This window comes from Mesorhizobium sp. WSM4809 (assembly GCF_055811655.1).
Genome location: NZ_JBVVQW010000031.1, coordinates 1 through 13777, shown reverse-complemented (window position 1 = coordinate 13777; position 13777 = coordinate 1). Strand labels below are relative to the sequence as shown.

The following is a 13777-nucleotide window of genomic DNA, read 5'->3' as shown; positions in this document are numbered from 1 at the left end:
GAAGAACCAGGATTGGAGCGACCCATGAACGAGGCAGTTCGAAATCCCGCCACGCCAACCAATGGGCCGGCCAACGCGCCGATCATCGAGATCGAGAACCTGTCGATCTCCTTCTTCACCCGCAAGGGCGAGATTCCGGCGGTCATGGATTTTTCCTGCACCGTCATGCCGGGCGAGGCGATGGGCATCGTCGGCGAATCCGGCTGCGGCAAGTCGACCGTGTCGCTCGGCATCATGCGCGACCTCTCCAACATCGGGAAGATCGTCGGCGGCAAGATCAAGTTCCAGGGCAAGGACATGGGCGAGCTCTCCGACGAGGAGTTGCGCTCCATTCGCGGCAACAAGATCGCGATGATCTACCAGGAGCCGATGGCCAGCCTGAATCCGGCGATGAAAGTCGGGCAGCAGTTGATGGAAGTGCCGCTGATCCACGACAAGGTGTCGAAGGAAGAGGCCTATAAGCGCGCGATCGAAATGGTGCGCTCGGTCAAGCTGCCCGATCCCGAGCGCATGATGCGCTCCTATCCGCACCAGCTTTCGGGCGGCCAGCAGCAGCGTATCGTCATCGCCATGGCGCTGCTGTCGAAGCCGGCGCTGCTTTTGCTCGACGAACCGACGACGGCGCTCGACGTGACGGTGGAGGCCGGCATCGTCGATCTGGTCAAGGGGCTGGGCGAGAAGTTCGGCACCTCGATGATTTTCGTGTCGCATAATCTCGGCCTGATCCTCGAAACCTGCGACCGCATCACGGTGATGTATTCGGGTGAAGCGGTCGAGACGGGCAAGATCAAGGATGTGTTCGACCGGATGCGCCATCCCTATACGCAAGGGCTGTTCCGCTCGATCCCGCTGCCGGGCGCCGACAAGAACTCACGGCCGCTGATCTCGATTCCCGGCCAACTGCCGCTGCCGCACGAGCGGCCCAAGGGCTGCAATTTCGGCCCGCGCTGCCACCATTTCGTCGAGGGCGTCTGCAACGCCGCCGAAATCCCGATGATCGAGGTCGCTGGTCACGAAGGCCATTTCTCGCGCTGCGTGCGCTTCAATGAGATCGACTGGGAGGCGCTGCCGCCCGGCGCCAAGAAGGTCAATGAGCGCGTCGTGCCCGGTGCGCCGGTGCTCAAGATCGAGGACCTCAGAAAATACTACAGGGTCGGCGGCAACGAGGTGTTCGGCTCGAGCGAGGGCCGCGTCGTCAAGGCCAACGAGACGATCTCGTTCATGGCGCGCGAATCCGAGACGGTTGCCATCGTGGGCGAATCCGGCTGCGGAAAGTCGACGCTGGCCAAGGTGCTGCTCGGGCTGGAGACGGCAAGTGCCGGCACGGTGACGCTGGGCAACACGGAAATCCAGTCGACCGGCATCGAGAAACGGAGCGTCGACACGGTGTCGTCGATCCAGATGGTGTTCCAGAATCCGTTCGACACGCTCAATCCCAGCCATTCGGTCGGTTCGCAGATCATCCGCACGCTGGAGAAGTTCAACGTCGGCAAAACGGTTGCCGATCGCCGCAAGCGCATGCTGGAACTGCTCGACCTGGTGAAGCTGCCGCGGGCATTCGAAACCCGCAAGCCGCGCCAGCTATCGGGCGGCCAAAAGCAGCGCATCGGCGTGGCGCGCGCCTTTGCCGGTGACGCCAAGGTGGTGGTGGCCGACGAGCCGGTGTCGGCGCTCGACGTTTCGGTGCAGGCGGCGGTGACCGAACTGCTGATGGACATCCAGCGCAAGAACAAGACGACAATGCTGTTCATCAGCCATGATCTGTCGGTCGTGCGCTACATCGCCGACCGCGTCGTGGTCATGTATCTCGGCTATATTGTCGAGCAAGGCACGACCGACCAGATCTTCGCGCCGCCCTACCATCCCTATACCGAGGCACTGCTGTCGGCGATCCCGATCGCTGACACCAGCGTGGTCAAGCGGCACATCGTGCTGGAGGGCGACATTCCCTCGGCGATGAACCCACCGTCCGGCTGCCCGTTCCAGACCCGCTGCGGCTACAAGAAGCTGGTGCCTGACAATCTTTGCGAGACCAAGGTGCCACCGGTCAAGCATCTCGGCGGCGGCCATATGAGCCTGTGCTGGCTCTCCGACGACGTGCTGGCCAAGATGGAGCCGGTGATCAAGTTCGACAAGGAACACGCCGCGCACGAAGGCGTGCCGGATGACGCGCCGCACGGCGATGGCCCCGGTTTTGCCGGCACGCCGCCAAAACGTCCGCGCGGCAAGACGGGCAGCGCGGCAGCCGATGCGGTGGGGCAGGCTGCCGAGGAGGCCGAAGCCGTTTCGAAAGCCCGCCGTCACGAGGTCCGCGACGAGGTTTCGGAAACCGGCCGTTCTCCAAAGCCGAGCAAGCCCAGGAAACCGAACTGACCGGCATCACGCAATTTCATATGCTGCGCCATGTGATGCGTGATGTTTGATGCTTGGAGGGAGGGCGAATTGTGAGAACGACACTTGCAATCGATGACGATGTCCTTCTTGCCGCCAAAGCTATGGCGCGGCAGCAGGATCGCAGTGTGGGCGAAGTCATTTCCGATCTGGTTCGCCGTTCGCTGCGTCCGCCGCAGGCGGGCGGTGAGCGTAACGGCATTCCCTTGCTTTCGTCGCGGCCCGGCGGGCCGATGGTCGATCTCGAAACGGTCAATGCGCTTCGCGACTAGCCGCGCTGGAACAGAGGATCTGGCAGGGTTGGGGATCTGTCGGCAGCAAGATGTCTTCCCTCGGTGGACCATCGCTGGCATTCGGGATTGGCTGGAGCCTCCCCAAACTTCGTCATCCTAGGGCGTAGCAGGAGCGAAGCTCCGTCGCGGAGACCCTGGGATCCATGCCGCGACCTCAGCCGAGGGCGCAGCGGAGCACAATTTCTGCCCGCGGCGGCGATTTGAAGTCGCGGCATGGATCCCTTGGGCTGCGGAGCAGCTCCAGGGGTCTGCGCTGCGTCGCTGCGCTCCTTGCTCCGCCCGTGGATGACGAAGCGATGAGCGTTTACCGCTAGTCGGCAAGGCATGCCGTCCATCAGCGGGTGGTTGAAATGCTCATGCCCGGAATTAGTTCAGTTGCCGCACTCGCTCAGTTGCTGCGCATAGTCCCGCGCCATCTTGTCGGTGGCCTGGGCATAGCCCTGGACGCCGGCATCGCCCCGGTTGCCGCGGCCATAGGCGGTCCAGCCGAGATAGTAGGCGAGATAGAGGTTGTAGGTGTCGTTGCGGGCGACGCCATACGTGTCTGCCGTTTTGGAATGATACCAGCCGACAAAGTCGACGGCGTCGGCGAATTTCGTTCGCCGGGCCGCCCAGTTGCCGGTCTCGCGCTGATATTGCGACCAGGTGCCGTCCAGCGCCTGCGAAAAGCCGGTGGCCGACGAGACATGCTTCCACGGAATGAAACCGAGCAGCTTGGTGCGCGGCGGCCTTGCATTGCTCTTGAAACCGGATTCCTTGCGGACCGTCGCCATCAGCACGGGAACGGGGATGCCGTATTTCTGCTGTGTGCGCTCGGCGGCCGACTGCCAGTTGTCGAACCAGCCGTCATTCTGGTCGAAGACGGCACAGACATTGTTGATGTGGCTGGGCGGCGTGGCGCAGGCCGAAAGCGCCAGCAGCACGCAAACCGCACCAATTTTACTAAAACTCGAACTACGCATTGGCGCAGCAATAGGCCGAAATCATAAAGGGAATCTTGCAGCGTCCGTTAACGCTTCGCCCAAGCAGTCGCTTGAGGGAATTTGTGTCAGTAATCCGACGTATTTCGTCGCTTTCTCTAAATAGATATTACAGAAATGCCGCCGTGGCTAAAATCACGCCCGCAAACGGCGTATTTCTGACAGCTTGCCCGGTTTGCCGGGGCTTTGATGCCGGGCATGAACGAACCAAGACGCAAACGCGGCGCCGAGCGCACCAGCAACAGGGGCCCGTCGGCCATCCCGCAACTGCCGCTCAGGCGGGTGACAAATCCCTATCCGCCAATGACCATGCTGTCGCCCGACCAGATCGAGCAGATCCACCAGGCGTCGATGCACATATTGGAGAATTTCGGCATCGAGGTGATGAGCCCGCGGGCGCTGTCGCTGTTCGAGAAGGCTGGCGCCAGGGTCGATCATGCATCGGCGAATGTCCGCATCGATCGCGGCCTGATCGAAGACGTGCTGAAGACCACGCAGTCCAGCTATGTGTTGACGCCGCGCAATCCGGCCAACGCGGTTCATCTGGGCGGCAACACCATCAATTTCACGCTCGTTGCCGGGCCGCCGAATGTGCACGATATGGAGCGCGGCCGCCGCGCCGGCAATTTGCGCGACTATGCGGATCTGACCCGGCTGGCGCAGCATTTCAACTGCATCCACATGCTGGGCAACCAGGTCTGCGCACCGGTCGAACTGCCGGCCAATTCCCGCCATCTCGACACCTACTTCACCAACCTGACGCTGACCGACAAGAGTTTCCACGTCTCGGCGATCGGCCGGGGCAGGGCGCTTGACGGCATCGAGATGATGGCGATTTCGCGGGGGCTGACCCTCGACCAGTTGCGCGACGATCCCGGCATCACCACGATCATCTCGGTCAACTCGCCGCGCCGCTTCGACGAGATGATGGCCGAAGGACTGATGACCATGGCCGAGTTCGGCCAGTCGGTGGCGGTGACGCCGTTCACGCTGATGGGGGCGATGAGCCCGGTTACGCTGGCCGGCGCGCTGGCGCAGCAGAATGCCGAGGCGCTGTTCGGCGTCGTGCTGACGCAGCTTGTCCGTCCGGGCGCGCCGGTGATGTACGGCGCCTTCACCTCCAATGTCGACATGAAGTCCGGCGCGCCGGCCTTCGGCACGCCTGAGAACACCAAGGCCAACATTGCATCGGGGCAACTGGCGCGGCGCTACGGGCTGCCCTACCGCACGACGCCGGGCTCGGCTTCCAACGCCGCCGATGCACAGGGCGCCTATGAGACGCTGATGGCGCTGTGGGGCGCGGTGCTTGGCCACGGCAACCTCGTCTACCACGCCGCTGGCTGGCAGGAGGGCGGGCTGACGGCGTCGTTCGAGAAGCTGATCATCGACGTCGAGATGATCCAGCACATGATGGAGTTCTTGCGCCCGATCGAGGTCAATGAGGCGGAGCTTGCCGTCGAGGCTCTGGGCGCGGTGCCGACCGGCGGCCATTTCTTCGGCGAACCGCACACGCTGGAGCGCTACGCCACCGCCTTCTACCAGCCGATGCTGTCCAACTGGCAGAATTACGAGGCCTGGCAGGAAGCCGGTGGGCTCGACGCGACGGCGCGCGCGACGCGGCTGTGGAAGAAGGCGCTGGAAGACTATGTCGAGCCGGTGATGGATATCGCCGTGCGCGAGGCGCTGGAGGCTTACATGGCCAGGCGCAAGGAAGCGATCGGGCAGGGCGAGCCGTGATCGTTCCCAGCTTGAATCCACTCACCCATCCAACTCACTGATAACAGAGCAAAACTCATGAAATCGCATGCAAAGGTCGTGGTCATTGGCGGTGGCGTCGTCGGGTGCTCCGTGCTGTTCCATCTCGCCCGCCACGGCTGGACCGATGTTGTCCTGCTGGAGCGCGACGAATTGACGTCCGGCTCGACCTGGCACGCGGCCGGCGGCATGCACACCATCAACGGCGACCCCAACGTCGCCAAGCTGCAGAAATACACGATCAACCTCTACAAGGAGATCGAGGAGCTTTCCGGCCAGGCGACCGGCGTGCATCTGACCGGTGGCGTGCTTTTGGCGGCAACCGAGGCGCGGCTGGACTGGCTGCGCGGCGTCGTCGCCAAGGGCCGTTATCTCGGCATCGAGCTCGAGGAGATCTCGCCCAACGAAGCGGCCCAGCTGATGCCGCTGCTCGATCCCAAGCAGTTCGTCGGCGCCGTCAGGAACAAGGAGGACGGCCATCTCGATCCCTCAGGCGTTACCCATGCCTATGCCAAGGCCGCGCGGAAACTTGGGGCGGAAGTGGAGCGCTTCACCAAGGTCGAGGACATCGTGCGGCGTCCTGACGGGTTGTGGCGCGTCATCACCAACAAGGGCGAGGTGGTGGCCGAGCATGTCGTCAATGCCGGCGGCCTGTGGGCGCGCGAGGTCGGCCGCATGGTTGGTCTGGAACTGCCGGTGCTTGCCATGGAGCACATGTACCTGATCACCGAGGACATGCCTGAGGTCGCCGCCTGGAACGCCAAGACCGGCACCGAGATCATCCATGCGGTCGATTTCGACGGCGAGCTTTACCTGCGCCAGGAGCGCGGCGGCATGCTGATGGGCACCTATGAGAAGGCCAACAAGCCGTGGTCCGAATACCAGACGCCATGGAATTTCGGCCATGAATTGCTGGAGCCGGACATCGACCGCATCGCGCCGTCGCTGGAGGTCGGCTTCCGCCATTTCCCCGCCTTCCAGAACACCGGCATCAAGCAGATCATCAACGGGCCTTTCACCTTTGCGCCGGACGGCAACCCGCTGGTCGGGCCGGTGCGTGGCCTGCCGGGCTTCTGGGTCGCCTGCGGTGTCATGGCCGGTTTTTCGCAAGGCGGCGGCGTCGGCCTCGCTTTGTCGAACTGGATGATCGAGGGCGATCCCGGCGCCGACATCTGGGCGATGGATGTCGCGCGCTACGGCGACTGGGCGACGATGGCCTATACCAACGCCAAGGTGCGCGAGAATTATTCCAGGCGCTTTTCGATCCGCTTCCCCAATGAGGAGCTGCCAGCCGGGCGGCCGCTGAAGACGACGCCGATCTATGATCTGCTGTCTGCTGGGGGTGCGCAATGGGGCGTTGCCTATGGGTTGGAAGTGCCGCTGTGGTACGCACCGGAAGGCGTCAAGGACGAATTCTCGTGGCGCCGCTCGAGCGACTTTACGCAGGTCGCCAAGGAGGTCGCGACGGTACGCGACAGCGTCGGCCTGTCCGAGATTTCGAGCTTCGCCAAATACAAGGCGACGGGCGAGGGAGCGTCGGCCTGGCTCGACCGGATGCTTGCCTGCAAACTGCCGAAACCCGGCCGCATGACGCTGGCGCCGATGCTGAAGCAGGACGGCAGGCTGATCGGCGACTTCACGCTGGCCAATCTCGGGGAGGACGGCTGGTTCCTCGCCGGCTCCGGCATCGCCGAGCAATACCATATGCGCTGGTTCGAGAAGCATCTGCCTGACGACGGATCGGTCCGCATCGAGGCGCTGGGCGCGAAGCTCACCGGCCTGTCGATCGCCGGCCCGAAGGCGAGGGATGTGCTGGCAAAGGCCACGCGCTCGGATGTCTCCAATGCGGCATTTTCCTTCATGGCCATTGGCCGGATGGATATCGGCATGGCGCCGTGCCTGGTCGGCCGTGTGAGCTATACCGGCGATCTCGGCTACGAGATCTGGGTGGCGCCGGAATATCAGCGCGCCGCTTATCAAGCGCTGATGGCGGCGGGCGAGGAATTCGGCATCGGCCTGTTCGGCTCGCGCGCGCTCAATGCGCTGCGGCTGGACAAGAATTACGGCTCATGGGGGCGCGAGTACCGGCCGATCTACGGGCCGCTGGAAGCGGGGCTCGACCGCTTCGTTGCTTACGGCAAGGACGCCGATTTCATCGGCAAGGCCGCGGCGCTGGCCGAGCGCAGGCAGGGCGGCAAATTGCGCCTGCGCGCCTTTATCGTCGATGCCGACGATGCCGATGTCATTGGCGACGAGCCGATCTGGTTCGATGGCGCCGTGCGCGGCTGGGTGACGTCGGGCGGCTATGCACATCATTCGAAGAAGTCCGTCGCCGTCGGCTATGTGCCGAAGGAGATCGCCGATGAGAGCGACGGCTTCGAAATCGAGCTGCTGGGCAAGCGCCATACGGCACGCATGCAGGCGGTGCCGCTGTTCGACGCCAATTTCGAACGGATGCGTGCCTGAAGCGCTTCGGCTTCGCCGATGCGCTTCAGGCACCTGTTTTGTGCATGTCGTTGTCCCAAAACCGCTGGGCACTTTTGGGTGACATGCACTAGTCACGCCCCTTCTTCTGGGCGTCAGGCGCTGCGGCGGTTGTCCAGCGCGAAGGCGCCGGCGCCGGCAAACACCAGATAGAGGAAGATGAAGCAGAACGAGATCGCCGAATCGCCGCCATTGTTGACCGGGAAGAAGTCGCGCGGCATGTGCGCCATGAAATAGGCGATCGCCATTTCGCCGGCCAGAAGGAAGGCTACGGGCCGCGTGAACAGGCCGAGCGCCAGCAGGATGCCGCCGGCGAATTCGAGGATGCCGGCGGTCATGGTCAGCCCGGAAAGGGCGTGGGGATCGGCGCTGACGGGGAGGTTGAACAGTTTCTGGCTGCCATGCTCGATGAACTGCAGCGCGGTCATGATGCGCAACACGCCGAGCGCCTGCGGCTGGTATCTGGAGAGGCTTTCGAAAAGCTTCATAATGACTCCATTTTCAATCCGCCCGGCCATAGATTATCGCCCAGGAATGACCATTCACTTCGTATGGCCTGCCGTCAACAATCGGTGATTGGGATGTTCCCAATTGCCATTAAATTTTTCTCGCCAAGGTTGCATTAATATCTCTATGGTTGTATTGATGCGTGTACAACAATCCTGAATGTGTGGGGGCCTTTGCCATGAAAAAAGTCGTCATCAGCCTTTTCGCGATCCTCGCAGGCACCAGCTTCGCCATGGCCGAGGACGCCGGCTGTGAGGCGTTCAAGTGGCCGGTGACGCGGGAGCAGACCCTGTTTGCCGCAGCACCGGCAACGCCGTCCGGAGCGGCGCTGGCGGTTGGTGCGGCTGCGGACCTGGCGCTGGTGCCGGTAGAGAAAGCCGGTTTTGCGGTAGCGCCGGAACGTGCGCCGGCATCGGACACGTTTGGCGCCGTCGCCAGCGTGGAGGTGCCATCCGAGGGAGCCATCCAGATAAGTCTCTCGGGCGAGGCCTGGATCGATGTCATCCAGGACGGCCAGGCCATCAAGTCGGCGGGCTATAGTGGCGTGAAAACATGCCCTGGCATCCGCAAGAGCGTGCGCTTCAAGCTTGCACCGGGCCCGGCCACCGTCCAGTTCAGCGGCGCGAAAAAAGCTGAGCTGAAGGTCGCGGTGCTGGCGCCGGAATGAGACGGCGCCAGGCAGGGGATAGAGGCCTTCATCGGTAGTCCGATGAAAGCCCGCGCTTTGTTTCAGCGATGTTCGATCGCGGTCAGCGGACCGGCGCCATCAAGGCGAAATGCGCGCCCTGCGGGTCCTGGCATTGGACGATCCAGCTGCCGCCCGGGACCTCCATCGGCCCCATCAGGATCTTGCCGCCATTGTCGGTCACCCGTTTGGCCGCCGCATCGATGGCCGGAACATTGAAATAGAACTGCCAGACCGGGACCGGAATCTGCTCGGGCTTGTTCATGATGCCGCCGCCGGATTCGGGGCCGGCTGTAAAGGTCTGGTAAGTGCCCATCGGGCCCATGTCGAAATCGCCGGCGTCGACCCAGCCGAACTGCTCGGAATAGAAATCGAACGCGGCTTTCCAGTCGCTCGTATAAAGCTCGTGCCAGCCGATGTGGCCCGGCGTGCCGGCCGGCACGACAGGCTGGTCGGGACCGTTCGGCTGCAGGAACATGAAGGTCGCGCCTTGCGGATCGGCGACGACGGCAAAGCGGCCGACGCCCGGAATGTCGTCGGGCTGGCGGTGAACGGTGCCGCCGGCTTTCTCCAGCGATGCCGTGGCAGCGTCGGCATCCCTGGTGTGGATATAGCCAAGCCAGGCGGGCGGCATACCCATCTTAGCGGCATCCTCAGGCAAGGTCATCAGGCCGCCGACGCCACGTTCGCCGACATTCATGACGACATAGCGCGGCATGCCGGGCGCCTTGTCGAAGGGCTGCGCCGTCCAGCCGATGACTTGGGTGTAGAATGCCTCGGCGGCATCGAGATCTGATGTCATCAATTCGTACCAGAAGAAGGGCATCGGGGCTTTTGGCATTTTCGGTCTCCTCACCTTTCATACGTGATCGTCGTCCATCATAGGACGATCCTCACGACGGGAATCCGACACCGCCCGGAAAACAATGGGTGTGTGTGCCAAGCGTTCCCTGGTTGCGCACCCAGCGGTTTTCGATTTCTCTACGGCTATGAAGAGTTGTCGTTCATGCGCTTGATGTCGCTCACGCCCGAGCTTGTCGCACTGTGCCATCGGGAGGAGGCCGATCCCGGCCCGGACCCGAGCTGGACAGACATGAACGACGAGGACTTTCGAGACCTTGCCTTGCGGCTGTCCAATGAAGCCGATGAGGGACCACTATGGGTGTTCGCCTATGGGTCGCTGATCTGGAAGCCGGAATTCGAGTCGGTTGAGCAACAACTCGCCACGGCCTTTGGCTGGCACCGGTCCTTCTGCCTCGACATGGTGCGGTGGCGCGGCAGCGCCGAGCAGCCTGGATTGATGATGGCGCTCGAGCGGGGCGGACGCTGCAACGGCGTGATCTATCGCTTGCCGGAGGGCGAGAAGCCGGCGCAGATCGAAAGGCTGCTGCGGCGCGAGATCAGCGACCACGAAAGCATCGAGACGGTCCGCTGGCTGCCGGTCCATACGCCGCAAGGTAAGCTGCGCGCGCTCGGCTTCTGGGTCGGCGTGAAGGGCAGGGGAACGTCGCTGAACCAGCCGTTGGACAGAGTGGCGAGCGTGCTGGCCAGAGCCTGCGGGCATATCGGATCCGGCGCCGAATATCTCTACAACACGGTCAGCCACCTCGAGGCGTTCGGCATCCATGACCGCAATCTGTGGCGACTGCAGCAGCTGGTCGCAGAGGAGGTCAAGACCATTCATGGCTGAAAGCTTGAACCCGGCCATTCGCTCGCACTGTAAAAGCAGCCTCGGCCTCCGATAACATGAGTAAAAAAATCATGTTATTATCCAGCCTTTTCAGAGACTTGCGCCGAAAATTGACCAATTGATAAAAAAATAAAACGTGCTAGCCTTCCCCAAAAGAAAACATGGGGGAACTGACGATGCCAGAAGGCCAATTCAGGGAAGGCATTGCGGGCGGCAGGCTCTCGGCCGACCAGTATGCGGATAATTTTTCCGACCTGCATCCGCCGCTCGATCACCACGAGGCGCTGGTCGAATCCGATCGCTGTTATTTCTGCTACGACGCGCCGTGCATGAACGCATGCCCGACCTCGATCGACATTCCGCTGTTCATCCGCCAGATCTCGACCGGCAATCCGATCGGTTCGGCCAAGACCATCTTCGACCAGAACATATTGGGCGGCATGTGCGCCCGCGTCTGCCCGACCGAAACGCTGTGCGAAGAAGTCTGCGTGCGCGAAGTGGCGGAAGGCAAGCCGGTGCAGATCGGCCGCCTGCAGCGCTATGCCACCGATGTCGCCATGAGCGAGAACAAGCAGTTTTATCCGCGCGCCGAGCCAACCGGCAAGACTGTCGCCGTGGTCGGCGCCGGGCCGGCCGGCCTTGCCGCCGCGCACCGGCTCGCCCGCCACGGCCATGACGTGACCATTCTGGAGGCGCGCGCGAAGGCCGGTGGCCTCAACGAATACGGCATCGCCGCCTACAAGAGTGTCGACGATTTCGCCCAGGCCGAAGTCGACTACGTGACCGCGATCGGCGGCATCGACATCCAGAACGGCAAGGCCCTCGGCCGCGACTATCAGCTGTCGGATCTGATCCGCAATTACGATGCGGTGTTTCTCGGCATGGGCCTTGGCGGCGTCAATGCGCTGCGTGCCGATGGCGAGGACGCCGACGGCGTCATCAACGCGGTCGAGTTCATTGCCGAGCTGCGCCAGGCCAGCGACCTTTCCGGCCTGCCGGTTGGCCGCCGCGTCGTCGTCATCGGTGGCGGCATGACGGCCATCGACGCGGCCGTGCAGTCGAAGCTGCTCGGCGCCGAGGAGGTGACGATCTGCTACCGGCGCGGCCAGGAGCACATGAATGCGTCCGAGTTCGAGCAGGATCTGGCCGCCGCCAATGGCGTCACCATCCGCCACTGGCTGCAGCCGAAGCGGGTGATCGCCGAGGGCGGCAAAGTGTCGGGCATCGAACTCGAATACACCGCCATGAATGGCGACAGGCTTGCCGGCACCGGCGAGACGCTGACGCTCGTTGCCGACCAGGTGTTCAAGGCGATCGGACAGAGTTTTGTGCCGGCAGCCCTCAACGGCAGCGGTGCATCGATCGATCTTGAAGCCGGCCGCATCAAGGTGGATGCGGAAGGGCGCACGTCGCTTGCCAGGGTCTGGGCCGGCGGCGACTGCATCTTCGGTGGCGACGACCTCACCGTCTCGGCGGTCGCGCAGGGCCGCGACGCTGCGGAGAGCATCAATCGGGCACTGACCTCGAACGGGAGGGCATGAGCATGGCTGATATCAGAAACAATTTCGTCGGCATCAAGTCGCCCAATCCGTTCTGGCTTGCCTCGGCGCCGCCGACCGACAAGGCCTACAACGTCATCCGCGCCTTCAAGGCCGGCTGGGGCGGCGTGGTGTGGAAGACGCTGGGCGAGGAAGGCCCACCGGTGGTCAACGTCAACGGCCCGCGCTATGGCGCGATCTGGGGCGCCGACCGCCGACTGCTCGGCCTCAACAACATCGAGCTGATCACCGACCGCGACCTGCAGGTCAATTTGCGCGAGATCAAGCAGGTCAAGAAGGACTGGCCCGACCGCGCCATCGTCGTCTCGCTGATGGTGCCTTGCGTCGAGGAGGCCTGGAAGGCGATCCTGCCGGTGGTCGAGGAGACCGAGGCCGACGGTATCGAGCTGAATTTCGGCTGCCCGCACGGCATGTCGGAGCGCGGCATGGGCGCGGCTGTCGGCCAGGTGCCGGAATATATCGAAATGGTGGTGCGCTGGTGCAAGCAGAACACCCGCATGCCCGTCATCACCAAGCTGACGCCCAACATCACCGATGTGCGCAAGCCCGCACGGGCGGCACATGCCGGCGGCACCGACGCGGTGTCGCTGATCAACACCATCAACTCGATCACCGGTGTCGACCTCGACAGCTTCGCGCCGCAGCCGACAATCGACGGCAAGGGCTCGCATGGCGGCTATTGCGGCCCGGCGGTGAAGCCGATCGCCATGAACATGGTGGCCGAGATCGCGCGCGATCCCGAAACCCGCGGCCTGCCGATCTCCGGCATCGGCGGCATCACCACCTGGCGTGACGCGGCCGAATTCATGGCGCTCGGCGCCGGCAATGTGCAGGTGTGCACGGCGGCGATGACCTATGGCTTCAAGATCGTGCAGGAAATGATTGCGGGCCTCGAAAACTGGATGGACGAGAAGGGGCACGCCTCGCTCAACGACATCGTCGGCCGCGCCACGCCCAATGTGACCGATTGGCAGTATCTCAACCTGAACTACGTCGCCAAGGCGCGTATCGACCAGGATGCCTGCATCAAATGCGGCCGCTGCCACATCGCCTGCGAGGACACTTCGCACCAGGCGATCACCAGCATGGTCGACGGCGTCAGGCACTTCGAGGTGATCGAGGCCGAATGCGTCGGCTGTAATCTCTGCGTCAATGTCTGCCCGGTCGAGAACTGCATCACCATGGAGCCCCTGGCAGCCGGCGTGATGGACCAGCGCACCGGCAGGCCGGTGTCGCCTGTCTATGCCAACTGGACGACCCACCCGAACAATCCGATGGCCAAGGTGGCTGCGGAATAGGGACACGTCACGAGAAGAGCGCCGAGGGCGCAGCAGCTTCTCTTCTCCCCGTATAGTGACGGGGAGAAGGTGCCGGTGTCCGAACCGGATAGATAGGTAACAGAATGGACTGATTAGATGGGTGACAGTTTTCTT

At 63.1% G+C, this 13777-nt stretch carries 11 protein-coding genes; 8 read left to right on the top strand and 3 right to left on the bottom strand.

Translation table 11 applies throughout. The features are described 5' to 3' along the window. Nucleotides 1-24 precede the first annotated feature (24 nt). Together AC0L24_RS32785 and AC0L24_RS32780 are read left to right on the top strand one after the other, a co-directional pair. Nucleotides 25-2373: a dipeptide ABC transporter ATP-binding protein gene (locus AC0L24_RS32785; protein WP_127396144.1), complete on the top strand. Its 2349-nt coding sequence runs from the start codon at nt 25-27 to the stop codon at nt 2371-2373. Between the two features lie 71 nt (nt 2374-2444). Further along, nucleotides 2445-2663, top strand: coding sequence for a CopG family transcriptional regulator (locus AC0L24_RS32780; RefSeq protein ID WP_127270554.1), 219 nt, complete (start codon nt 2445-2447; stop codon nt 2661-2663). Between the two features lie 392 nt (nt 2664-3055). Here AC0L24_RS32780 and AC0L24_RS32775 read toward each other — a convergent pair whose 3' ends face one another. Next, the gene (locus AC0L24_RS32775; RefSeq protein ID WP_127396143.1) at nt 3056-3646 is read right to left on the bottom strand and encodes a transglycosylase SLT domain-containing protein; all 591 of its coding nucleotides are present in this window, start codon (nt 3644-3646) and stop codon (nt 3056-3058) included. A gap of 216 nt (nt 3647-3862) precedes the next feature. Between AC0L24_RS32775 and AC0L24_RS32770 the strand changes: the two genes are divergently transcribed. Together AC0L24_RS32770 and AC0L24_RS32765 are read left to right on the top strand one after the other, a co-directional pair. Continuing rightward, nucleotides 3863-5401: a trimethylamine methyltransferase family protein gene (locus AC0L24_RS32770; RefSeq protein WP_145967487.1), complete on the top strand. Its 1539-nt coding sequence runs from the start codon at nt 3863-3865 to the stop codon at nt 5399-5401. Nucleotides 5402-5458: 57 nt separating this feature from the next. Continuing rightward, nucleotides 5459-7885: a GcvT family protein gene (locus AC0L24_RS32765; RefSeq protein WP_292634690.1), complete on the top strand. Its 2427-nt coding sequence runs from the start codon at nt 5459-5461 to the stop codon at nt 7883-7885. Nucleotides 7886-7998: 113 nt separating this feature from the next. Here AC0L24_RS32765 and AC0L24_RS32760 read toward each other — a convergent pair whose 3' ends face one another. After that, a complete protein-coding gene (locus AC0L24_RS32760; RefSeq protein ID WP_292696450.1) occupies nt 7999-8391 on the bottom strand; it encodes a DoxX family protein in 393 nt (130 codons plus the stop codon). A 197-nt stretch (nt 8392-8588) separates the two neighbouring features. On the opposite strand from AC0L24_RS32760, the gene AC0L24_RS32755 reads away from it, so the two are divergent. Next, nucleotides 8589-9077 carry a hypothetical protein gene (locus AC0L24_RS32755; protein ID WP_127399239.1) on the top strand — a complete coding sequence of 163 codons (489 nt, stop codon included), beginning with the start codon at nt 8589-8591 and terminating at the stop codon, nt 9075-9077. A gap of 82 nt (nt 9078-9159) precedes the next feature. Here the strand turns inward: AC0L24_RS32755 and AC0L24_RS32750 are convergent, their stop codons facing one another. After that, entirely contained in the window at nt 9160-9936 is a 777-nt protein-coding gene (locus AC0L24_RS32750) for a VOC family protein (protein WP_127809955.1), read from the bottom strand. 165 nt (nt 9937-10101) lie between these two features. On the opposite strand from AC0L24_RS32750, the gene AC0L24_RS32745 reads away from it, so the two are divergent. The 3 genes from AC0L24_RS32745 to preA all read left to right on the top strand — a co-directional run bounded on the left by AC0L24_RS32745 (nt 10102) and on the right by preA (nt 13642). Then, nucleotides 10102-10785, top strand: coding sequence for a gamma-glutamylcyclotransferase (locus AC0L24_RS32745; protein ID WP_127397545.1), 684 nt, complete (start codon nt 10102-10104; stop codon nt 10783-10785). Between the two features lie 176 nt (nt 10786-10961). Further along, nucleotides 10962-12326, top strand: coding sequence for an NAD(P)-dependent oxidoreductase (locus tag AC0L24_RS32740; RefSeq protein ID WP_127272618.1), 1365 nt, complete (start codon nt 10962-10964; stop codon nt 12324-12326). 2 nt (nt 12327-12328) lie between these two features. Next, nucleotides 12329-13642 carry an NAD-dependent dihydropyrimidine dehydrogenase subunit PreA gene (gene preA / locus AC0L24_RS32735; protein ID WP_027035003.1) on the top strand — a complete coding sequence of 438 codons (1314 nt, stop codon included), beginning with the start codon at nt 12329-12331 and terminating at the stop codon, nt 13640-13642. Nucleotides 13643-13777: the final 135 nt, after the last annotated feature.